The 23494-nt window shown below is 33.3% G+C and carries 20 protein-coding genes; 12 read left to right on the forward strand and 8 right to left on the reverse strand.

Features of this window, described 5'->3' with window-relative positions:
* Positions 1–2 precede the first annotated feature (2 nt).
* Positions 3–380, forward strand: a complete 378-nt coding sequence (locus AL499_RS08675; protein ID WP_002478576.1) for a VOC family protein — start codon at positions 3–5, stop codon at positions 378–380.
* 459 nt (positions 381–839) lie between these two features.
* Here the strand turns inward: AL499_RS08675 and AL499_RS08680 are convergent, their stop codons facing one another.
* From AL499_RS08680 to AL499_RS08695, 4 genes are all read right to left on the reverse strand, one after another.
* Positions 840–1082 (reverse strand): DUF896 domain-containing protein, encoded by a 243-nt coding sequence (locus AL499_RS08680; protein ID WP_002460520.1) that lies wholly within the window; start codon positions 1080–1082, stop codon positions 840–842.
* A gap of 455 nt (positions 1083–1537) precedes the next feature.
* On the reverse strand, positions 1538–2104 hold the full coding sequence (locus AL499_RS08685) for a TetR/AcrR family transcriptional regulator (protein ID WP_002460519.1): 567 nt from the start codon (positions 2102–2104) through the stop codon (positions 1538–1540).
* Positions 2105–2189: 85 nt separating this feature from the next.
* Positions 2190–2930, reverse strand: a complete 741-nt coding sequence (locus tag AL499_RS08690; protein ID WP_002492481.1) for a DUF4811 domain-containing protein — start codon at positions 2928–2930, stop codon at positions 2190–2192.
* A complete protein-coding gene (locus AL499_RS08695; RefSeq protein WP_002492420.1) occupies positions 2931–4448 on the reverse strand; it encodes an MDR family MFS transporter in 1518 nt (505 codons plus the stop codon).
* Between the two features lie 138 nt (positions 4449–4586).
* On the opposite strand from AL499_RS08695, the gene AL499_RS08700 reads away from it, so the two are divergent.
* From AL499_RS08700 to AL499_RS08715, 3 genes are all read left to right on the forward strand, one after another.
* On the forward strand, positions 4587–5210 hold the full coding sequence (locus AL499_RS08700) for a TetR/AcrR family transcriptional regulator (protein WP_002460516.1): 624 nt from the start codon (positions 4587–4589) through the stop codon (positions 5208–5210).
* Between the two features lie 78 nt (positions 5211–5288).
* Complete coding sequence (locus tag AL499_RS08705; protein WP_002492546.1) at positions 5289–6659, forward strand: amino acid permease; 1371 nt, start codon at positions 5289–5291, stop codon at positions 6657–6659.
* A 614-nt stretch (positions 6660–7273) separates the two neighbouring features.
* A complete protein-coding gene (locus AL499_RS08715) occupies positions 7274–8329 on the forward strand; it encodes a PTS sugar transporter subunit IIC (protein ID WP_002460513.1) in 1056 nt (351 codons plus the stop codon).
* Positions 8330–8364: 35 nt separating this feature from the next.
* Here the strand turns inward: AL499_RS08715 and AL499_RS08720 are convergent, their stop codons facing one another.
* A complete protein-coding gene (locus AL499_RS08720) occupies positions 8365–8721 on the reverse strand; it encodes a DUF488 domain-containing protein (protein WP_002492480.1) in 357 nt (118 codons plus the stop codon).
* Between the two features lie 143 nt (positions 8722–8864).
* On the opposite strand from AL499_RS08720, the gene AL499_RS08725 reads away from it, so the two are divergent.
* The 6 genes from AL499_RS08725 to AL499_RS12800 all read left to right on the forward strand — a co-directional run bounded on the left by AL499_RS08725 (position 8865) and on the right by AL499_RS12800 (position 16742).
* Complete coding sequence (locus AL499_RS08725; RefSeq protein ID WP_002478581.1) at positions 8865–10286, forward strand: polyphosphate--AMP phosphotransferase; 1422 nt, start codon at positions 8865–8867, stop codon at positions 10284–10286.
* 543 nt (positions 10287–10829) lie between these two features.
* Positions 10830–11531, forward strand: a complete 702-nt coding sequence (locus AL499_RS08730; protein ID WP_002460510.1) for a transglycosylase SLT domain-containing protein — start codon at positions 10830–10832, stop codon at positions 11529–11531.
* A gap of 300 nt (positions 11532–11831) precedes the next feature.
* Positions 11832–13640 (forward strand): acyltransferase family protein, encoded by a 1809-nt coding sequence (locus AL499_RS08735; protein WP_037540890.1) that lies wholly within the window; start codon positions 11832–11834, stop codon positions 13638–13640.
* 642 nt (positions 13641–14282) lie between these two features.
* On the forward strand, positions 14283–15446 hold the full coding sequence (locus tag AL499_RS08740) for an aminotransferase class I/II-fold pyridoxal phosphate-dependent enzyme (protein WP_172412350.1): 1164 nt from the start codon (positions 14283–14285) through the stop codon (positions 15444–15446).
* 16 nt (positions 15447–15462) lie between these two features.
* The gene (locus tag AL499_RS08745; RefSeq protein ID WP_002492369.1) at positions 15463–16461 is read left to right on the forward strand and encodes a D-lactate dehydrogenase; all 999 of its coding nucleotides are present in this window, start codon (positions 15463–15465) and stop codon (positions 16459–16461) included.
* 155 nt (positions 16462–16616) lie between these two features.
* A complete protein-coding gene (locus AL499_RS12800) occupies positions 16617–16742 on the forward strand; it encodes a hypothetical protein (protein ID WP_002492535.1) in 126 nt (41 codons plus the stop codon).
* Between the two features lie 90 nt (positions 16743–16832).
* Here the strand turns inward: AL499_RS12800 and copZ are convergent, their stop codons facing one another.
* The 3 genes from copZ to AL499_RS08760 all read right to left on the reverse strand — a co-directional run bounded on the left by copZ (position 16833) and on the right by AL499_RS08760 (position 19908).
* Positions 16833–17039 carry a copper chaperone CopZ gene (gene copZ, locus AL499_RS08750; RefSeq protein ID WP_002478585.1) on the reverse strand — a complete coding sequence of 69 codons (207 nt, stop codon included), beginning with the start codon at positions 17037–17039 and terminating at the stop codon, positions 16833–16835.
* A 74-nt stretch (positions 17040–17113) separates the two neighbouring features.
* Positions 17114–19501, reverse strand: coding sequence for a heavy metal translocating P-type ATPase (locus AL499_RS08755; protein WP_002492558.1), 2388 nt, complete (start codon positions 19499–19501; stop codon positions 17114–17116).
* Positions 19502–19722: 221 nt separating this feature from the next.
* Positions 19723–19908: a hypothetical protein gene (locus AL499_RS08760; protein WP_002460500.1), complete on the reverse strand. Its 186-nt coding sequence runs from the start codon at positions 19906–19908 to the stop codon at positions 19723–19725.
* A gap of 219 nt (positions 19909–20127) precedes the next feature.
* Between AL499_RS08760 and AL499_RS08765 the strand changes: the two genes are divergently transcribed.
* Together AL499_RS08765 and AL499_RS08770 are read left to right on the forward strand one after the other, a co-directional pair.
* Entirely contained in the window at positions 20128–20706 is a 579-nt protein-coding gene (locus tag AL499_RS08765; RefSeq protein WP_037540888.1) for a sugar O-acetyltransferase, read from the forward strand.
* Between the two features lie 269 nt (positions 20707–20975).
* Positions 20976–23483 carry a glycosyltransferase gene (locus AL499_RS08770; protein WP_037540886.1) on the forward strand — a complete coding sequence of 836 codons (2508 nt, stop codon included), beginning with the start codon at positions 20976–20978 and terminating at the stop codon, positions 23481–23483.
* The last annotated feature ends 11 nt before the right edge of the window (positions 23484–23494 follow it).

Raw genomic sequence — 23494 nt, forward strand, 5'->3', positions numbered from 1 at the left:
ATATGATGCAATCAATGTGGTTTAATTTACATGTAAAAGACTTAAAACGTAGTGAGCAATTTTATGAAAATTTAGGATTTAAAATTAATAAAAATCCAGATATGTTAGATAAGATGGTAGGTATTTCAATTGGTGAAACGATTGTTATTCTGATTGAAAATAATCATTTCGAAAATATCACTCATGATAAAACTTTAGCGCAACCTAATGAAGTTATTATTTCTCTTGGTGTCAAGACAAATAGTGAAGTAGATGTATTAGTACAAAAGGTTGAACAAGCAGGTGGGACTATCATTGATAAACCAGGTTTCTATCAAGGTTATTATGGTGCAATGTTTGCAGATCCAGATGGTCATAAATATAATTTCTTAGTTTGTTAACAAAAAGAATGTATAGAGTAAAGTTTAAATAGTAATTTATAAATCATTAAAGTGATGATGTATATATGCGATAAAATAAAAACAGTATAGATTGTTGATGTAACGGATTAAAATTAAAGCTTCTATTAGTAGTTTTGGTAGTTTAAATTGAATCATATGATAGCTTTTATACATAAGGCACCTCGTTCATTTAGTTTAGTGATATTTATTAAATGATACGAAAGGGCCTTATTTTTTAAAAGTATGTTGATGTGAAATTACATATAAATGCGACGTATTTATAGTGATACATCTGAGACGCCATCCCTAGGAACATGAAAGTAAAATATGTAGTGTTGAATATAAAAATGGGAGCGGTACTACGAATTCATAATAAATTCTGTCACGCTCCCATCATCTTAAGAGTTATGTCTCAGTTTGTATTTTATTATATTAGGTTTGCTATAGATTATTCATTCCCTATGATTCATTTTCTTGAATATTACCGTATTGTTCTCTGAGATCATATACTTTATCAGGTGTAACATCTTGGCCAAGAGGGTCTAGAACTTTCATAGTAGAAAATGTATGAAGGACTTGTCCTCTAATCATGGCTAAATAATCTTGTCTTAAAGCTTGTTGCTCTTGTTTTTCTTCTATACTAAGTGTTTGTATTTTTTCTTTGTTTGCTAATTGATTAATTCTTTCTAATAAATTGTTCATTATTTGTCCTCCTAATTTGTATGTGTTGTAAAATGTGGCACAATAAGAATGCTTATTTCTTCAATAAGATTTATTAAATCTTGCTCATTATTTGTGAATCTTAAAAAATATGATTTGTGTTCGTGCCTCATATACTTTTACTAAAAAACAACACTTATAATCTAAACGACATATGTTGTTTAGATATACTATACATGTGAAGGAAACAATGTGCAACTTTCATGCTTATATCATTTGTAGCTTAAACGACATATACCTAAAGGTGTTGTATAGCATTCGTAAATAAAATATAAAAGAACAGGTTGGGATAAAAATCTCAAAATAAAAGCACAAAGAGGTTTTTTAATTAAAAAACTCTTTGCGCTTCTTCTATTTTCAATAATTCGCACGCTTGTCTTGCTAAAGGATAGCTTCAGTCTTTTAGAAACGTTTATGTTCTTGACGCTTTTACTTAATTAAAGATGTGTGATGTGATGGAGTAGAAAAGGAAGATTCTTGTCAATAAAGTCGTCGGCAGAAAGTTGGCTTGTATCAAGCCAATGTCTAACAAGTCCACATAAGCCAGCAGTTAAAAAGCTTGCGCTACTAGCAAGAACATCAATGTCTTGCTGTGGATAACTGTTACGCAGCATAATCGTAAAAATATCTTCCAATTCATTATGAATGCGTTTATGCGCTTGATTACAAAATGTTTCACTGTTCATCTTGCATGAGTCCTGTACTTCAATCATGTATTGTGCGATAGTGATAAACAAATTGGAGATAACCGACGCATTAACAATTTCAGAAATCGTTAAAGCATCATTTAAATCTTTTAGAATCGTGACAGATAAAGTGTAATCTAAAATGTCATATTTATCGGTAAAATGAGCATAAAATGTGGCACGATTTACCGTTGCACGTTCGGTAATATCTTTTACAGTGATTTGAGACATCTTTTTCTCGCGAGACACTTGTTGAAAAGATTCTACTAGCAACTTTTTAGTACGTAAAATACGTGGATCAACTTTGGTTGTAGGCACATTTAGCACCTCCCTTGTCAAAAATAACTTTATACTAAATTATCATCTGAAAGTGGAGCGTTGTCAAAATTCAAGCTTATCGATTTTATTTCATCATATCTTTAATTTGTTGTGTAATATACCGTTTTTGTTCCTTCTCTGCAATAGCTTTTATTGTTTTATCGGATGCTTTAGGATGTTCTTTTTTATATGTGATTATTTTATTTTGAATAGCTTCTTTAGCCTTTTTTTGAGAATTCTTAGTTAGTTTTGATTGTTGTTTTTGTAATTTTTTAGCTTCTTGTGCATTAAGTACTACCCACGTATCATCTGGAACAGTCACAACTGATGTTTCTTTAATAAGTTCTTTATCTTCTTTACCAAAATCAAATAAATAGCGATAGTATTTATTTTTCCATACCCAATATTCTTTTGTATTTTTTAACGTAGCATTATCGTCATTAGATGTTTCATAATAAGCCTGTTTTTTAGTAGATTCAGATATATCTTCTTTTGTAGTCTTTGGTTTAAAATGAGCCGTAGCTTTAGTATCATCTTTGTTATCTTTATATACCATGACATAATTGTTAGAATTGTTTCCAATTTCATTTGCTATAAGCATCTGTGCTGGTGATTTTGAATTCGCAGCTGAATAAATACGTTTTTCCGATTCGTGAATCGTTTCTTTTTGCATACCAAAATGTTGTGTCATATTCGCTACAATACCTATGATTTGAACAACAAATAGGAAAGTAACTATTGAACCAATGATATAGCGACTTAACTTTTGAGGAATGAGTAACCATGATGCGAATAGAGCTATTGTTAAGATAATTAATGTAATCATTTATTTTTCCTCACTTTCTGAATGATACATTTTTAAGAAAGGTACGATGATTAAACCAATCACTGCAAACGCAACACCGATTAAAAATGATGTATTAAAACCATCAATAGAGGCTTGTTGAGCATGTGCAGCATATTGAAGTGGATTAGCATCTTTTAAACTTTTTGTTGGCATATTATTGTTGATTATGTTTTGTGTTATAGATGTAAGTAATGCAACGGCAATTGAAGATGCCACTTGTCTCGCGGTGTTATTTGCAGCAGTACCATGTGTGCCCATTTTTGTCGGTAAAGCATCCATAGCATTTGTTGTTAAAGGCATCATCATTAATGCCACGCCAAACATTCTAATAGAGTAGAGCACTAATATAAGTGAAGGTGAAGTGGTATCTGATAAGAAGCCAAACGGTAAAGATGCTAATGTTAAAATTAAAAATCCTACAAATGTCAGACGCTTGATACCTATTTTATTATAAAGTGAGCCTGAAATTGGTGAGATAAAACCTAACATTAAGGCACCAGCAAGTAAGGTCAAACCAGATTCAAATGGTGAAAAACCATGAATATTTTGTAGGTACGTAGGCAACATCATTTCCACGCCATACATTGCCATTGTGACTACAATAAGGCCAATTGTTGCAATTACAAAACCTGAAGATTTAAAAACACGTAAATCTAAAAATGGGTCATCCAATTTAAACTGTCTGAAACCAAACCAAGCGATGATAATCAAGCTTAAAATGAGCGGTAAAATTACATAATTGAAACTACGCCATCCCTCTGTCGAAACATTGGAAAATCCCCATAAAAATAGCCCAAATCCTATACAAGATAAAATCAGTGATAATATGTCTAATTTAATCTTTCTATTTGGGATTACATCTTTCATAAAAAAGAAACTTAATATAAAGGCAATGGTGACAATGATGATTGGAAAAACAAAGATATTACGCCAAGAGTCACTAATTGTTAGACCTAAAATAACGTGGTCTTTATTTAAAATCCAACCTGCAAATGTGGGACCAAGTGCTGGAGCTAAACCAACTGCTAAACCACTAAGACCCATAGCACCACCACGTTTATTAGGTGGGAACATATTAATAATAATGATTTGCATTAAAGGTAACATCAAACCAACGGCAATGGCAGTAACAATGCGACCAGTTAAAAATATGTTCCATGAATCACTGTTGGAAGGTGCAATCGCAGTTAGAATTAAGCCTACTAAGAGAATGGCATATGCAATGACATGTAACCACTTAGTTGAAAAACGCGTAGCTAAGTAGGCTGACAAAGGGACCATGATACCGTTAGCTAATAGGAACCATGTAGTAGCTTGTTGTGCCGTACTAAAATCTATATCAAAATCCTTCATTAATGTTGGTAATGCTGTCCCTAGTGACGTTTGCATTAAAGCTCCCGCAAACGTCGCAAGTAATATAACAAACATTACCATAAATTTACTATAAGATTTACCGTGTTCATCTAAATCAAATTGAGTATTAATATTCTCTGACATAATATTCCTCCTTTAAAGTTACTGGATTAATGTAACAACTTTTTTAGAGAAAAAGGAGAACAAAATAAACTATATTGTATAAAATGACACACTGCGTCTTAAAATGTATTATATTGAATATAAAGAAAGGATGAGACTATGGCATATAATAGAAAAATAGAACAAACGCAACGTTTACTTAAAGAGGCACTGATAAAGTTATTGGGACAGCAAAATTTTGAGGAAATTACAGTTAATGACATTGTCTCAGAGGCATATGTTACTAGAAGTACTTTCTATAGATATTACGATGATAAATATGAATTACTCTCTGAAATCGAAGATCAAATCCTTCAATTTATTAGAAATGAAAGGGAGGTCGAGTTCTTGATGGACGACAAAACTGAAATTTTCGACACTGATAATATAATTAAATTATTCAACGCTTTAGATCGCTATAGTGAAGTATTAAGAGTACTTTTAACAAATGTAGGGGTTTTGAGTTTTAAAATGAAGATTAGAAAAATTGTGTCACAGCGACTCGATTTCTTAAATAAAATGTTTCAAAGTTCGAATGTTAGGTTAGAGTTAGGAAAGGAGTATCTGATAGCTATAATTATTCAAACTTTTGAATATTGGGCACAATATAAAGATAAAGTAAGTGAAGAAGAAATTGCTCAAATGATTACAGCAGTTTATCATCAAGGTTTAATCAATGCATTGAATATAAATGTAAAGGAATTAAAAAGTGCTCAAATAAAAATTAAAAAGAGTGAAAATTAGAGCTATGCTATGATACCAACAATTATTATGACACTAATTACATAGTTCATAATTTAGGGGATGGAGAAGAGGGAAATCATGGCTGATAAGCTTCAGAGAGAGTTAAGTAATAGGCATATTCAATTAATTGCAATTGGTGGGGCAATTGGAACAGGTTTATTCTTGGGATCAGGCGAATCGGTTCACCTAGCAGGACCATCAATATTATTAACATACACTGTTGTAGGTTTTGTATTATTTATGTTTATGAGAGCAATGGGAGAAATGCTACTGTCGAATTTAGGTTTTAAATCGTTTGCTGATATTGCACATCATCATCTTGGTCCACTAGCTGGCTTTATGGTGGGGTGGACGTATTGGTTTACGTGGATCATCTCGGGAATGGCCGAAGTAACTGCAGTAGCAAAGTATGTACAATTCTGGTATCCACAAATTCCAAACTGGATTACTGCTGCTTTTACGATTTTAATACTTGTAACATTAAATTTATTCAGCGCTAAGTTGTTTGGTGAGCTGGAATTTTGGTTAGCTATTATTAAAGTGGTAACCATTGTTGCCTTGATTACTGTTGGAATTGTAATGGTGATTTTCGCTTTTAAAACGCCATATGGTACAGCTAACGTGACACATATTTGGAGTCATGGTGGTTTCTTTCCTAATGGTGCCTCTGGTTTCTTTATGTCATTCCAAATGGCAATCTTTTCATTCATTGGTATTGAATTGATTGGTATTACTGCGGGAGAAACACAAAATCCACATAAAACGATTCCACAAGCGATTAATAATGTGCCACTTAGAATATTATTATTTTATATTGGCTCTTTAGCAGTGATTATGGCGGTTGTTCCTTGGGATAAACTTAACCCGGCAGATAGCCCTTATGTTAAGGTATTTGGTTTGGTTGGTATACCTTTTGCTGCAGGAATCATAAATTTTGTTGTATTAACAGCCGCTGCATCATCTTGTAATAGCGGAATATTTGCAAATAGTAGAACGATGTTTGGCTTATCTGGACGCAAACAGGCACCACCATTTTTACATAAGACGAATCGTAATGGTGTGCCATATTATGCCATCCTCATTACATGTGGCTTGCTTAGCATCTCTGTTATTTTAAATTATATTTATAAAGATGCGACCAAAGTGTTTGTGTCAATCACGACATTCTCTACGATTTTAAATATTATTATATGGGCGATTATAGTGATGTCTTATTTAGGTTTCTTAAAGCATAACCCAGAGTTGCATAAGCAAAGTAATTATAAAATGCCAGGCGGAAAATTTATGGCTACTGGAATACTCATATTTTTCGCATTTATTTTTATCGTTCTACTTATTAGCAACACAACACGTTGGGCAGTTTTATTATCCCCAGTTTGGTTGGGTATCCTATGCTTAATGTATCTACGCTATCGCAAAGAGACAAAAAAATCAGGAATACAATCCTAATAAAGTCAAATATTAATAAAACATACTTTAGCAAGACACTTGAAAGATTAGAATACCGGGGCCCCAACAAAGAGACTTTCGACAAGAAAGCCAACGGACAACGCAAGTTGGGGTGGGGCCCCAACAAAGAGGCTTTCAAAAAGAAAGCCAACAAACAACGCGAGTTGGGGTGGCCCCAACAAAGAGAATTTCGACAAGAAATTCCACAAGCACAGTAAGTTGGGTGGCTAAAACTGTTCTATTAGCAAGCGAACCAACAATACGTAGCATTGTAAATAAAGAAGGGAGCGGGACTACGAATTCATAATGAATTCTGTCACGTTCCCTATTTTTAGCAATAATATGCCATGTATTTCATAATAAGACGACGTCCCTCTTAATAATTGATGATTTCGTTATCTTGATAAAAATTCTGGTATATAAATGCATAAATTTGGCACTGTTTATGTCTATTTTGAAAATTTTTAAATTTAATATTCTGAAAATTCAGAACATGTGTTATTATAATTTTATCATTTAAAACATTGGTGAACTGCTAAATATATAGAATTCATCAGCATGAATGACAATACAACATATAGAGATGTGTCAGAGACACAGCAGGAGGTAATTTTATGACAACAATTAGAAAGATAGGAGTAAAAGATTTCACCTTTAGAGTACTATCCGGGGTAGCCATTGGGATTGTCGTTGGTTTAGTGCCCAATGCCATTTTAGGTGAGATTTTAAAATATTTAATGCAGTATTCGCCAATATTTGCCATATTATTACATGTGGTGCAAGCACTTCAGTTTACTGTACCAGCTTTAATAGGTGCGTTAATCGCATTGAAATTTAATATGACACCTTTAGCAATTGCTGTTGTAGCAAGTGCCTCATACGTTGGTAGCGGTGCCGCACAATTTAAACATGGCGTTTGGGTTATTGCCGGCATTGGTGATTTAATCAATACAATGATTACGGCTGCAATTACAGTTTTATTTATTTTATTAATAGAAAAACGTGTTGGCAGTATGGCATTAATCGTTTATCCAACAGTTGTTGGTGGTTTATCAGCATTTGTTGGGGTATTAATATTACCTTATGTACATTTAATTACTACAGCTATTGGTGATATGGTAAACAGCTTTACCGAATTACAACCTATATTAATGTGTATGTTGATTTCGATGGTATTTAGTTTCATTATCATTTCGCCATTATCAACGGTAGCCATTGCGATAGCGATTGGTATCACAGGACTTGCAGCAGGTTCGGCATCAATAGGTATCTCTGCGACAGAAGCAGTATTACTTATAGGCACAAGTAGAGTGAATCGTGTTGCTGTACCGATTTCAATCTTCTTTGGTGGTGTCAAAATGATGATGCCAAATATGGTTCGTTATCCAATTATCATGCTTCCTATATTAGTGAATGCTGCAATATCAGGTGTTGTAGGAAGTTTGATTGGTATTGCCGGAACAAAAGAATCTGCAGGATTTGGTTTTATCGGTATGATAGGACCTATCAGTGCTTTCAAATTCTTACATGTTGATTCTGCATGGATTAGTTTAGGTTTGATTGTTTTAGCTTTCTTTATTGTTCCATTAGCAGTTGCATATGCTTTAGATATTCTATTTAGAAGAGTATTGAAGTTATATGATTCAAATATCTTTAAATTCCTAGGATAAAGTTAAAGTCACAGGCTCCGAGAGTTCTGTGACTTTTATTTTGTACATAGTTCTTGTAGTACTATGGCTTGATTATATTTGGTATTTTTTGCGGCATAGAGCAGGATGACATCTTGATGACTTTCTTCTATTATATGTTTAAGCTTATTAAACGCCTGTGCTTGTTCATCATTATCTTGTAACTCTTTTTTATATTTTTCTTTAAATTGCTTAAATAAGTCATCTTGATGATTAAACCATTGTCGTAATTCTGTACTAGGAGCAATGTCTTTCAACCATTCATCAAGTTGTGCGTGTGCTTTGGAGATGCCTCGAGGCCACACTCTATCGACAAGAATTCTTTTACCCTCTGGGATAGAATCATCATAAATACGTGCAATTTTAACAGTCATAGTAAATCTCCTCCATATTACATATGTTCCCTGAAATAGATGTTATAAAGCATATGTAAAAACGCTGACAGATAGCGTATAGTAATAAGTAACAAATAATGCATGCCTGTGCATTAATATTTAATAAGTAAAGGATGACACACATGGTCAAAAATATCGAAACACTTGCACTGAAAGCTGCGAAATTAACGCGACAAACTCATGAATTAGGTATTCCAGTGATGATATTATTTGAAGGTGTTCCAGCATCAGGAAAGACACGTTTATCAAATGAACTATTATTAAATTTTGACGCTAAATATACACGCTTTATTACAACACAATCTCCAAAAGAAAATGACTTGAGATATCAATTTCTACAAAAATATTGGAATAGCTTACCGAAAAAAGGGGGTATTAATGTTTACTTCCGTAGCTGGTATTCACATTATTTAGATTATAGAGAAAATGCTATTAAATCATTACAATACCCTAACTATGAAGTGTTAGAATCTCAAATTCATTCTTTTGAAAAGATGCTTATACAAGATCATTATGAAATCATTAAGTTTTTTATTGAAATAAATGAAGAGAAACGCCAAGAACATATTCGACAAACGAATAATAATCCATTAATGCAATGGAAAGTACAAGAATATGAGAAAGTTCTAGATAGTGATATTTATTTAAGAGATATGCATGGTTTTATTGAACGAGATAAAGATTGGAAAGTGATTGATTATACAGAGCGTCAACATGCTATAGAGAAGATGTATGAGCATATTATTAAACGTTTAGAAAAGGCAATTAAGAAACATCAACGACAATCGCACAATTATGACGGGTTATTTACATCAGATTATACGACAGACTTTTTTAATCAAACACTTGACAAAGTGTCTAAAAAAGAATATAAATCGCAAGTTGTTGACTTACAAAAACGATTACGTGAACTACAATTTGCTTTATATGATAGAAAAATTCCTTTGATATTAGTATTTGAAGGTATGGATGCTGCAGGAAAAGGGGGAAATATCAAAAGAATTAGAGAAAAGTTAGATCCTACAGGATATGAGGTTAATGGTATAAGTGCACCTACAGACGTAGAGCTACAACATCATTATTTATGGCGTTTTGCTAAAGAAATGCCTCGTACAGGGCATATTGAAATGTTTGACCGCAGTTGGTATGGTAGGGTACTTGTTGAACGTGTAGAAGGCTTTGCAACAACGAAGGAATGGCAACGCGCTTATGATGAAATCAATGCTTTTGAAAAGATGTGGACGGATGAGGGTGCTATTGTACTTAAATTTTTCTTGACTTTGGATAAAAAAGAACAACTTAAACGATTCAAAGATAGAGAGAATAACGTGAACAAACAGTGGAAAATTACCAGTGAAGATTGGCGTAACCGTGACAAATGGGATCTGTACTTAGAAGCGAGTGTGGACATGATTAAACGCACGGATACAGACCATGCACCATGGTATGTTATTCCAGCAGATCATAAGAAAACATCTAGATTGAAAGTAATGCAATATATTATTCAACAATGTGAACACGCACTTTGGGGAGTTAAACATTGATATAAAGTTATAGGAGACTGGGGCATCATTATGTTTTAAGTTGTGAACTCTATATTGGCAGCAGTTGACTGGACTAAAAATACGCTTATACCAAGCTTTTTCAATCCTAGTCAACCTTGCCGGGGCGGGACTAAGAATTCATAATGAATTCTGTCCCGCTCCCTATTTTTATAAATAGATAAATATGTGTAATGTATTACATATTTGTAACAGAGCTGCAATTTGTAATAATTCAGGTGGTGTCATCCATGTGTAAATTTTTTAATATTCTATTGTAAATCAAAGGTTTAAGATGAAATTTTTTACTTATAGATACGAAATTGTGTGTTACATTGAAAGACAATTATGTTTCAACATTACAAATGATGTCTATTATTGTAATTTTTTGTAAGATAGGTGTAATATAAATCGCCAAATTTTATGTTATAGTTTCTAGTGTCAAAAGTTAAACATGAATTTGAGGTAACAACTCAATACGTTTTTTAGAACATTAGAGAACAGTAAACGAAAATATACAACAATTTTTTGGAGGAATTTATTATTATGAAAAAGACAGTATTAGCATCATCATTAGCAGTAACTTTAGGAGTAACAGGTTATGCATTAACTTCAGGTCATGAAGCTCACGCAGCTGAAACTACTAACTATGATCAATTAGCTAACTTAGCACAACATAATCCATCAGAATTAAATGCACACCCAGTAAAAGCTGGCGCATATGATTTTTCTTTCGTGAAAGATGGTTTTAGATATACATTCACTTCAAATGGTCAAAACTTTACTTGGAAATATATCTACACAGGTGAAGCAGACAGCCAACCTTCAACTCAAGGTTACACTGAAGGTTCTACACAAGCAGTTAGTTCAAATGCACAAGCTAGCAACACAAATGTACAAGCAGTTTCTGCACCAAGATCAAGCTACCAAACATCAACAACTTCTTACTCAGCTCCAGCTACTTCAAGCTACAGCAGTTCAGTAAGATTATCTAACGGAAACACTGCAGGTGCTACTGGTTCTTCAGCAGCAGCAATTATGGCTCAACGTACTGGCGTTCCAGCATCAACATGGTCTGCAATCATTGCACGTGAATCTAATGGTCAAGCAAATGCACGTAATGCTTCTGGTGCTTCAGGTTTATTCCAAACTATGCCAGGTTGGGGTTCAACTGCTACAGTAAACGATCAAATCAATGCTGCAGTTAGAGCATACAAAGCTCAAGGTTTATCTGCTTGGGGAATGTAAGATAAACATTACTACAATATAAACTTAAAAAAACACTTCAAAGCTTATGCTTTGGGGTGTTTTTTTACGTACTTAAATATTCTTACAACATTGTCACAATAAAAATGTCATCAATTTAATAAAACTTTGCTATAATGGTACAGTGTTCGTTCATATTAGTAGATGCACTACATAATCAAATATAAATATGAATGTTAATAGTATTTTTCTACTGGGAATATAATATCTACAAACAATATCCAAAAAAATTAACATGGTGTATTGTGAAAATTGTGAACATTTAAGTTGTGGGAGTGGCTATTGTTGAAAAAAGATTTAAGACGTATTGATCGGAACTACAAGTTAAGATATATGCCTGGACTAGACGGCCTTAGAGCCATTGCAGTGTTAGGTATCATTATCTATCATCTTAATCCCCAATGGCTTAGTGGTGGATTCTTAGGTGTTGACACATTCTTTGTTATTTCAGGCTATTTAATTACAAGCTTATTAATCATTGAATATTATCGAACAGGTACAATTGATTTAAGGGCATTTTGGATTAGACGAATAAAAAGGCTTATTCCAGCAGTGTATTTTATGGTGTCTGCCGTACTTGTCTTTATATTGCTCTTTAAACCGGATTTAATCATTGAAATCAAAAAAGATGCTATAGCAGCATTTTTGTATGTTTCCAATTGGTGGTATATATCACAAAATGTTGATTACTTTAATCAATTTGCGATAGCTCCATTGAAACATTTGTGGTCATTAGCTATAGAAGAACAATTTTATGTCTTTTATCCAATTGTGGTTTTCTTCTTGTTTAAACGTTTTAAACCGCAAAAAATCACACTTATATTATGGATTGTCTCTCTATTATCTTTGGTAACGATGGCAATTATTTTTGGTGTGACAGGGGATAGTTCTCGCGTGTACTTTGGTACAGATACACGGTTACAAACGCTATTGCTAGGCTGTATTCTTGCGTTTGTGTGGAACCCATTTGGACTTAAAAAGACAAAATATAAAATGTCCTACTTAGGTATAAATTTATCCGGAATTATTGCCTTTATTTTATTAGTCAGCTTTTTCTTCATTATTAGTGACCAAGATAAATGGATTTATCAAGGCGGGTTCTATTTAATTTCTGCCATGACATTATTTATTATTGCCAGTGCAGTGCACCCATCATCTATATTAGCGAAACTGCTCAGCTTTAAATTATTTACTTATATTGGAAAGCGATCATATAGTTTATACTTATGGCATTTTCCAATTATTGTTTTAATGAATAGTTATTATGTACAAGGTCAAATTCCTGCATATGTCTACATCATTGAAGTTATATTAATGTTTGTCATGGCTGAATTTTCATATCAATTTATAGAAAATCCAATCAGAAAAAAGGGGTTCAAAGCATTTACATTCAACCCAAAACATGTCAAACGTATCGTCAGAACAGTACTCATTTTAGTATTTTTAATTCCAACGTTAATAGCGTTTACTGGTGTATTTGATAGTTTAGGTAAAGAACACGAAGCAAAACAACATTCGAAAAAGACTTCTTTTAATACTAATCATAAAAAGCAGCCGAAACCACAGCCGGATCAAAATAAAGGACAGACTAAGTTTAATATTAAAAAATCTTCACCATTGTTATTAGGAGATTCAGTGATGGTTGACATCGGAGAAGTATTCGCCGATAAAGTACCAAACGCTAATATAGATGGTAAAGTTGGACGTCAGTTAATTGAAGCTGCGCCTTTAGCTAAAGGAAAATACCAACAATATAATAAAAAAGGACAAATTGTGGTATTGGAATTAGGTACGAATGGTGAGTTTACTAAAGATCAACTTAAAGAATTGGTTGATGCATTTGGTCAGGCTGATATTTATTTAGTTAATACACGTGTGCCAAGAGATTATCAACAAAATAATAATAAGTTAATGAAAGATATAACTAAAAATAAAAAGAATGTACATTTAGTTGACTGGTATAGCGCTTCAGCAGGACATCAAGAGTACTTTGCTTATGACGGCATTCATTTAGAGTATAGTGGATGTAAAGCCTTATCAAATGAAATTATAAAAACCATTGAACAAACAGAAAAAGAGAAAAATAAATAATAATTTATTTCGGTAGAGATAAATATCAACTAAGTCATATAACCACTGAACATAAATTCTAAAAATTTAGCCAGTAAATGCGTTTCTTGCAAATTCATTTGCTGGCTTCTTTATTTACAATGCTTTGTATTATTGGCTCATTTGCTTAAGGACAGCTTGCTTTGTTTGTTGAAATGCTTTTCGCATTTCTCTTTGTTGGGGTCTCGTCATATTGTTTTATTTTCGCCCAGATATGGCCTATTTAAATATGATTGTACATTATGTTTTGAAAAAATTAAGATACTTTCGCATCAATGAATAAACGTCATTAAACAAATTGCCTTATGAAAAAAAGATAACGTGACGCACTCATATACGCTACAAATAGAAATGCCAGTTTTAATACTTTCAAATAATATTGTATTAACTATACTCAAAGAAAGGGCTTTGCCGTTTTAATTTACGTTATATTTATGTCCCATAATGTGTTATGTTTTGCTAATAAAGCACATAACTCCATAAATTGTTAGAATATTGACATTATTCGCTCAATTGCAATAGAATGTATATATTAAGTGAAACATTGAAATGTAGAGATTAGACAAAGATGTGATATATGACTAAATTAAGTAAGATAGAGTTTTTTAAGGAGGTTTACTTATGATTATTTCTCAAAGACTTGATAGCATACCAGATAGCTATTTTGGGAAAACGATGGGACGTAAAGTAGAACATGGCCCGTTACCATTGATTAATATGGCAGTAGGTATCCCTGACGGGGAAACACCTAAAGGGATTGTGGATTGTTTTGCGCAAGCCGTAAGTATCCCAGAAAATCAAAAATATGGTGCTTTTCATGGTAAAGCCTCATTTAGACAAGCTATCGTTGATTTTTATCATAGACATTATGATGTGTTATTAGATCCAGAAGATGAAGTGTGTATCTTGTATGGCACTAAAAACGGCTTAGTGGCCTTACCTACATGTGTTGTAAATCCTGGAGAGCATGTTTTGCTTCCTGACCCTGGTTATACGGATTACTTGGCGGGCGTTATGCTTGCAGATGCAAACCCCGTTCCATTAAATTTAGAACCACCACATTATCTACCTGAATGGGATAAAGTAGAACCACATATTTTAGAAAATACAGCACTTGTCTATTTAACTTATCCAAATAATCCCACTGGTTCAACTGCAACAAAAGCTGTATTTGATGCAGCGATAAATCAATTTAAGGATACTAAGACGAAAATTGTTCATGACTTTGCATATAGTGCCTTTGGTTTTGACGCTAAAAACCCAAGTATATTAGCATCTGAACATGGTAAGGATGTTGCAATTGAAATATTCTCTCTATCTAAAGGCTATAATATGTCTGGTTTCCGTGTTGGTTTTGCAGTAGGAAATAAAGAGATGATTCAAGCGCTTAAAAAGTATCAAACGCATACGAATGCAGGGATGTTTGGCGCATTACAAGATGCTGCTACCTATGCACTAAATAACTATGATGACTTTTTAGATCAACAAAATGAAACATTTAAGCGTCGTAGAAATTATTTTGAACAACAATTACTTGAAGCACACTTGCCATTTGTATCATCAAAAGGTGGTATTTATGAATGGTTGCATACGCCCCCAGGATATGATAGTGAGACATTTGAACAATTTTTATTACAAGAATTGTCTATTTTGGTGGCACCTGGTATTCCATTTGGTCAAAATGGTAAGCACTATGTACGTATATCTTTAGCATTAGATGATCAATTACTTGAAGAGGCAGCACAACGTTTAGCCACGTTGACGCATTTATATACCAATAATAATTAGAATGTGAGGAATTCGAATGACGAAAATTAAAATCATGACAGTACGTGAAGAAGATATCCCTTTTATTGAAGATTGGGCACGAAATAATGATGTTGAAGTAGATTTAAATACTGCACAGCTCACCGAAGAAAATGTAGATACCGTAAAAGGTTTTGATGGTTTATCGTTATCACAAATGCTACCTTTATCGGAAAACATATATGCTAAGCTCCATGAATTTGGGATTAAACAAATTGCACAACGAAGTGCAGGATATGATGGCTTTGATTTAGAATTAGCTACTAAGTACGATTTAATTGTATCTAATGTGCCATCATATTCACCTACGTCAATTGCTGAATTTGCAGTGACACAAGCGATTAATCTTATTAGAAATGCCAACCAAATTCAAAACAATATACGTCAATATGATTTTCGATGGCAACCAAGTATTTTATCACGTTCTATTCGTGATTTAACAGTAGCGGTTATTGGTACAGGGCGAATTGGTGGTCGTGCGGCAGAAATATTTGCTAAGGGATACGGTAGCAAGGTGGTAGCTTATGATCCATTTCCAAATGAACATGTTGCTGAGTATGTTACATATACCGAAACATTGGAAGAAGCTGTTGGTCAAGCAGATATTGTAACAATCCATGTGCCAGCTACAAAATATAATCATCATTTATTTAATGACGATTTATTTAAACAATTTAAACAAGGTGCAGTATTTATTAATGCGGCTCGTGGATCACTCGTTGATACAAAAGCCTTATTATCAAATATTGATTCACAGCACATTAAAGGTGCTGCTTTAGATACTTATGAATACGAACGAGGTGTCTTCCCAATTAACCATCAAGGTCAAGAACTCAATGATGCATTACTGGATGAACTAATTGAACGTGAAGATATTATTTTAACGCCTCATATCGCATTTTACACTGATGCAGCAGTTAAAAACCTTATTGTTGATGCGTTAGATGCAACATTAGATGTCTTAAATACCGGAACTACTCATTTACGCGTAAATTAATAATAATACAATTAAAACGTTTATTAAATAAAACAAAAATGCCTTATTTTAAAAAGAGACTCTCGAGCAAACAGAACAAGCTGAAAGGGGCCTCAACAAAGACGATTTCAAAAAGAAAGCCAACGGACAACGCGAGTTGGGGTGAGGCCCCAACAGTGAGAAATGCGAGACGCATTTCAACAAGCACAGGAAGTTGGGTGGCTAAAACGGTTCTATTAGCAAGTGAATCAACAATACGTAGCATTGTAAATAAAGAAGGGAGCGGGACTACGAATTCATAATGAATGCTGTCCCGCTCCCTATTTTTCTAGGAATTATGTCCCAAACTGCATTATGTTGGGATTTATATCTCAGATTCTTAACACAACGATTTATTTTACATCGTAACCTTGGTCTTCAATAGCATCTTTCATTTGAGCTATTGTAACTTTATCTTCACTATAACCTACTCTTACTTGACCTTTATCTAAGTCAACTTCAGCAGATGAAACACCATTTAGTTTTGCAAGAGCAGATTCTACTGCATTACGACAATGTTCACAACTCATACCTTCTACATTTAAAGTATCTATTTTCATATTTAAACCTCCACATTTTTTATATTTAGTATTTACCCGTATTATAATATTTTTTACCATATAAAGAGAAGTTTTTATAGTTTCATACGTTTTAAACGTAACGCATTGGTAACAACACTAACTGAACTCAATGCCATTGCTGCACCTGCCACCCATGGCGCAAGTAAACCGCATGCGGCAATTGGAATACCAGCAATATTATAACCAAAAGCCCAGAATAGGTTTTGTTTAATATTATGAATTGTTTTTTCGCTGGCGATAATCGCTTTTGGTAATAAAGAAAGATCGCCACCTAAAATAGTGATGTCACTTGATTCAATGGCAACTTCTGTACCTGTGCCCATGGCAATGCCAACATCTGCTTGTACTAGTGCTGGTGCGTCATTGATACCATCACCCACCATTGCAACTTGATGCTGTTCTCGTTGTAAATCTGCAACATGTGACGCTTTGTCTTCAGGTAAAACATGTGCGATGACTTTATCGATACCAACTTGTTGAGCAATGGCTTTCGCAGTGTGTTCATTGTCACCGGTAAGCATAACAGTTTGAATATTCATATCATGCAGCTGGTGAATCGCTTGCTTTGCAGTAGCTTTCACTGTGTCTGCAACTGCGATCATGCCAGTTAGTTGATTTTTCACTGCGATAAACATAATGGTTTTACCTTCAGACTCTAATTGACGACATTGCGCATCAAATTTATCTATAGCTATATTATGGTCAGATAACAATTTACGATTACCGATGAGCACGTGCTCATGATCTACGGTAGCTTGAATACCATGGCCGGGCAGATTAGTGAATGATTGTACAGTTGTTAATGTCTGTTTTTGCCCTTGACCATATGTCACGATGGCAGTAGCAAGTGGATGTTCTGAACTATGCTCAGCACTCATGGCTAATTGCAAGGTGCGTGAATCGCCGATATAGTCTGTAACTTGTGGTTTGCCATGTGTGATAGTTCCTGTTTTATCAAAGACAATCGTATCAATATTATGGGTAGTTTCAACAAACGCACCGCCTTTAAATAAAATGCCGTTTTCTGCTGCTTTACCTGTACCTACCATGATAGAAGTTGGTGTGGCTAATCCGAGTGCACATGGACATGCAATAACTAAGACGGAAATGGCTGCAACTAAAGCATCTTCAAAGGAGCCAGGATGGATCCATAGTAACCAAATACTGAATGTTAGAATTGCTATAGCAATGACAGTAGGTACAAAATAACCTGAAATGATGTCAGCAAGTCGTTGAATAGGGGCTTTAGAACCTTGTGCATCTTCTACAACTTTAATGATATTAGCTAAGGCAGTATCTTCACCAACTTTTGTTGCTTTCATTGTAATAACACCTTGCTGATTCATTGTTGAACCGATGACTTCATCATCAATTGTTTTATCTATAGGTAATGATTCACCAGTTAGCATGGATTCATCAATTGCGGTTTGCCCTGAAGTGATGACGCCATCAACAGGAATCTTTTCTCCGGGTTTAACAACGAAATGTTGACCGACTTGTACTTTAGCAAGAGGGATCATCGTTTCAGTGCCATCTTGTTGAACGAGACGTGCAGACTTAGCTTGCAGATTTAACAATTCACTTAAAGCGGATGTGGTTTGTGATTTGGCGCGTGCCTCTAAATATTTTCCAAATAGAATTAACGTGATAAGAACCGCGCTCGTTTCGAAGTAAAGATGTGGTTGATACGTATTCTTAGACAACCACTTTATCATTTCGTAAAGACTATAAAAATATGCAGCACTAGTACCTAGAGCAACGAGTACATCCATATTGGCACCGCCATGGCGTAAATTTTTATAAGCACCTACATAAAATTGCCAACCAATCATAAATTGGATAGGCGTGGCGAGCAGAAATTGGAACCATGGATTCATTAAAATATGAGGCAAGTTCATATGAAACAGATGAATCAACATGGTTAATACTAAAGGAACAGACAGTATAGCTGATACGATGAGTTTATTTCTTTTATGTGCGAGTGCTTGCGCTTTGCGCTTGTGCTGTGTTTCATCATTTTGCTTTAGCTGGGCACCATACCCTAATTGTTTAATTCGTTGGATAAGTGTATCTGCGTCGGTTTGTCCTGGATAATAATCAACTGATGCTTGTTCAGTCGTTAAATTAACGTTGGCTTGATTAACACCAGGTTGTTTACTTAGAACCTTTTCAATGCGATTTGAGCACGCAGCACAAGCCATTCCTGTAATATCGAGTTCCAAGTTATCTGTGGCAACATCGTAACCCAATTGTTGAATTTGAGTGATGAAAGCTTGCAGCGAATATTGGTTTGGATCGTATTCAATATGTGCTTGTTCAGTTGTTAAATTGACTTGGGCAGTGACATGATCTAAGCGATTAAGCTTTTTTTCAATGCGATTTGAACACGCAGCACAAGTCATACCTGTAACAGTTAATGTAGTAGATTTGGTATGGGACATATGCAAACCTCCCTTATATTACTTACTAATATACCCCTACTAGGTATATAGGTCAATCATTCTGTTTGCATATAAAAAAAGACTGAAATCAACCGTAGTGGTAGAAATTTCAATCCTTTAATGTTTTAACGGACTTATAAAGTACGATATAGCATATGTGTAGTTCATTTTCGCAACTTTTATAGGTTCAGTTAAAAGAAGTGTCAAAAGTTAACATAGGTTTAGAAGAAATCAGAAGGGGACAACGATTCAGTTTGCTTAGAATGATGTTGAAATTGATTAACCTTTTCAGCAAAGTTTTCGTGATAATAATTAGATACGTCATCTATAATTGCATAGTTTTCAAACGTTCGAACAAGGCCCAATATGACTAATATAATAAAGACACCTTTTAAAATTCCTTTCATAATTGTAATCTCCTTTGCTATGTCATGGTATAAGTATAGTAAAAATGAATAGCAATTTCATGAGACTTGAGCAGTGATTTTATCTGGTTCTAAAGTAGTAATGAATGAAAAAATAATAGAGATATTAAGGGTGGAATATAGCCGACAACAATAACGGTTGTTAAAGTGAATATTAGTCATTAAAATGAAACTAATAATGATGTTGTGGAGGAGATTGTAATGACAGAAAAAGAAAAAATGCTTGCTCATCAATGGTATGATGCTAATTATGATACACAATTACATCAAGATTTATTACGTGCAAAGGATTTATGTTATGACTACAATCAAACGCGACCAAGTGATTTAAAAAAACGTATTCAGATTCTAAGTGAGTTGTTAGGTTATGAAACTGAAAATGTAGTTATTAATAGTCCTCTCGATATGGATTATGGTTGGAACGTTAAATTGGGGAAAAATATTTTTGTGAATAGTAATTGTTACTTTATGGATGGTGGAGGTATAACTATAGGTAATAATGTCTTTATAGGTCCATCGTGTGGATTTTATACAGCGCACCATCCATTGACGCATCAAGAACGTAATATAGGATTAGAATTAGCACTTCCAATTACAATTGGAAATAATATATGGATAGGTGGTAATGTAGTAGTAACACCAGGGGTAACAATTGGAGACGGTTCAGTTATAGCAGCTGGAGCTGTAGTTACGAAAGATGTTCCACCCAATAGTTTAGTGGCAGGTATTCCTGCCAAGGTAGTAAGAGTCATTGATGATAGTGATTCACCGAATATATAAATACTGTTAACAGAAATAACAAATCTTTAATGGCTTTAAATAAGAAAAGTCATTAAAGGTTTTTTGTTGAGAAACATTTCAATGAGCTACGTAACTTTATCACGCATAATATACACGATATAATAAAAAAATGATATAATGAAGTGATCTTATATTACTTTCTGTTTTATTGCCAATTGAACCTTTTAGCTATAGTGGTAGTAATAGAATTAATTTTTAAGCAACTAGAAATAATATTAAATAGTACAACTTAGAAAGGAAAAATTAATATGGCATTAAAGAAATTTATAATTAATCAAATTCAAAGGAAGTTCAAATTTATATCAACTCCTCTTAAGAATAAGAAAAAATCGGCATATACTAGTAAAGTTATGACATATGCTAAATATTACGATAGATTGAAAGTAAAGAATAACTTGATTTTATATCAAGTGAGAGATGGAAAAAGTATTACAGATAGCCCCTATGCTATTTTTAAAAGTTTATTAAACAATAAAAAATATAGAAAGTATACTCATAAATGGGTAGTAGACAATGAAGCTACGCTCAATTTCTATAAACAAAAATTCTCTAAATTTAAGAATATTGAATTTATTATTAAAGAATCTGATGATTATTTAAAAGCTTTAGCAGAATGCAAATATTTATTTAATAACTCAACTTTTCCAGCTTATTATACTAAAAAAGTTGATCAAATCTACGTGAATATCTGGCATGGTACACCTCTCAAATGTATGGGCTTAGATATTGAAGATAGTCTTCGAGGTTCCCAAAACATTATTAAAAACTTTTTACAAAGTGATTATTTAATTAGTCCCAATCAGCACACTACAGAAATATTCAAGAGGGCTTTTGCACTTGAAACGATATATGGAGGACAAATACTTGAAATAGGATATCCTCGAATCGATTTAACACTTAATACAAGTAAACCATCCATATTAAGTAAAATCAGTACACATATTAATTTAGATGGCAGAGAAATAGCATTGTATTGTCCAACATGGAGAGGATCGGATGTTAACAATCCAACTGAAAGTCTGAACAACATTCTAGATGAAATTAAACAGTTGGAAAAGCATATTAACTATCAAGTATTAGTTAAAGTTCATCCATATGCATATCAAGAAGCATTAGAAAATGAAGCATTACTCCCGTATTTAATACCAGATTATTTTGATACAAATGAGCTATTATCAGCGATAGATTTAATGATCACGGACTATTCAAGTATCTTTTTTGACTTTTTAGTTACAGATAAACCCATCATATTTTATACACCAGATTATGAAGAATATGAAACATCAAGAGGCATGTATATAGGAATAGATGATTTACCCGGACCAGTTTGTCACCACATCGAAGAAGTTATCGATGCTATTCAACAACAAAGCTACTTTTCAGATAAATATCTAAAGAATTATCAACATTTCAAACAAACCTATGTCAATTTAGATAATGGTAGCGTTACCCAAACGCTCATTGATTATGTATTTAAAGGTAAAAAAGTGATAGATCCAGTAACAAATGTTGTAAATAAAAAGAAAATCCTCATTTATCCGGGTGGCATGAAGAATAACGGGATTACTTCTTCGGCCATCAACTTATTAGAGAATCTTGATTATAGCCGTTTTGATGTAACGATATTTCTTAATCGTACTAATAATGCAGAAGTTTTAAATAATTTAAATAATGTAAATGAAAATGTCAGAATTATCTTGAGAAGAGGACCTTTATTTGCATCATTAAAAGAAATGTATATTGTCAATTTTATTAGGCAAAGAGGTTTGAATAAAACGTTTGAAAAATGGCTTTACCCTAAAAAAGTTTACGAACGTGATTTCCGTAAAGTATTTGGTAATAGCCAATTTGACTACGCTATCGATTTTAGCGGGTATTCTATGTTTTGGGCTAATCTTATTTTAGCAAGTCATGCGAAACGCAAATTCATCTTTTTACATAGTGATATGAAAGCAGATATGAAGCGCACAATTAATGGTAAAAGACCGCATTATTTAAATGTGAAAGGTGCTATTTCGACATATCAGTATTTTGATAAACTAATCAGTGTATCCGATGCGACGAAACGATTAAATAAAGAGAAGATTAATCAAAAGAACTTAAATAAGAAATTTGCTACTGCTAGAAATACAATTAATATTACTAAAATTAATCAGCTGAAAAATGATGATTCTGATAAATATGAAAAGCATGGTGAATCTGTATTAGTTAATGTGAGAGATAATAAAGTTCACTCTGTTCGATTTAGTGATGAAGATTTTAAAATAGTTACAGTAGGTAGATTGTCACCTGAAAAAGGCTTTGATTTATTGATTGAAGCAGTATCTGAATTAGTGGGACACTATCCTAAAGTAAAGCTTTATATTATAGGAGAAGGCGCACTTAGAAATCAATTACAAAAGCAAATTAAGCAATTAAAATTAGAAGACAATGTATTTTTATTAGGACAACGTAGCAATCCATTTTATATCATGAAACATTCTGATTTATTAGCTTTGACTTCTTACTATGAAGGTCAATCAATGGTATTATTAGAAGCTTTAACATTAGGTATGAACATTTTAGCGTCTGATATTGAGGCAAATCGATATGTCTTAAATGATGGCAAGTTTGGTAAACTTGTTAGTCACGATATTAAAGATATAGCTAAGGCGATTGAACATTTTATCAAAAAAGAAAATGACGTATATGAAACATTTGATTATCTTTCATATAATAAGCAAGCAATTAATGAATTTTATAAGCTACTTAAATAGTTGAAGAGAGA

The organism is Staphylococcus lugdunensis (assembly GCF_001558775.1).
In the GTDB taxonomy this organism is placed as follows: Bacteria; Bacillota; Bacilli; order Staphylococcales; family Staphylococcaceae; genus Staphylococcus; species Staphylococcus lugdunensis.

Excerpts from the sequence above, each read along its gene's own strand:
- AL499_RS08690 (WP_002492481.1), bottom strand. The coding sequence starts at position 2,930 with ATGATTACATTAATTATCTTAACAATAGCTCTATTCGCATCATGGTTA.
- AL499_RS08715 (WP_002460513.1), top strand. The coding sequence starts at position 7,274 with ATGACAACAATTAGAAAGATAGGAGTAAAAGATTTCACCTTTAGAGTA.
- AL499_RS08695 (WP_002492420.1), bottom strand. The coding sequence starts at position 4,448 with ATGTCAGAGAATATTAATACTCAATTTGATTTAGATGAACACGGTAAA.
- AL499_RS08745 (WP_002492369.1), top strand. The coding sequence starts at position 15,463 with ATGACGAAAATTAAAATCATGACAGTACGTGAAGAAGATATCCCTTTT.
- AL499_RS08675 (WP_002478576.1), top strand. The coding sequence starts at position 3 with ATGATGCAATCAATGTGGTTTAATTTACATGTAAAAGACTTAAAACGT.
- AL499_RS08720 (WP_002492480.1), bottom strand. The coding sequence starts at position 8,721 with ATGACTGTTAAAATTGCACGTATTTATGATGATTCTATCCCAGAGGGT.
- AL499_RS08755 (WP_002492558.1), bottom strand. The coding sequence starts at position 19,501 with ATGTCCCATACCAAATCTACTACATTAACTGTTACAGGTATGACTTGT.
- AL499_RS08680 (WP_002460520.1), bottom strand. The coding sequence starts at position 1,082 with ATGAACAATTTATTAGAAAGAATTAATCAATTAGCAAACAAAGAAAAA.
- AL499_RS08700 (WP_002460516.1), top strand. The coding sequence starts at position 4,587 with ATGGCATATAATAGAAAAATAGAACAAACGCAACGTTTACTTAAAGAG.
- AL499_RS08770 (WP_037540886.1), top strand. The coding sequence starts at position 20,976 with ATGGCATTAAAGAAATTTATAATTAATCAAATTCAAAGGAAGTTCAAA.
- AL499_RS08765 (WP_037540888.1), top strand. The coding sequence starts at position 20,128 with ATGACAGAAAAAGAAAAAATGCTTGCTCATCAATGGTATGATGCTAAT.
- AL499_RS08730 (WP_002460510.1), top strand. The coding sequence starts at position 10,830 with ATGAAAAAGACAGTATTAGCATCATCATTAGCAGTAACTTTAGGAGTA.
- AL499_RS08725 (WP_002478581.1), top strand. The coding sequence starts at position 8,865 with ATGGTCAAAAATATCGAAACACTTGCACTGAAAGCTGCGAAATTAACG.
- copZ (WP_002478585.1), bottom strand. The coding sequence starts at position 17,039 with ATGAAAATAGATACTTTAAATGTAGAAGGTATGAGTTGTGAACATTGT.
- AL499_RS08760 (WP_002460500.1), bottom strand. The coding sequence starts at position 19,908 with ATGAAAGGAATTTTAAAAGGTGTCTTTATTATATTAGTCATATTGGGC.
- AL499_RS08705 (WP_002492546.1), top strand. The coding sequence starts at position 5,289 with ATGGCTGATAAGCTTCAGAGAGAGTTAAGTAATAGGCATATTCAATTA.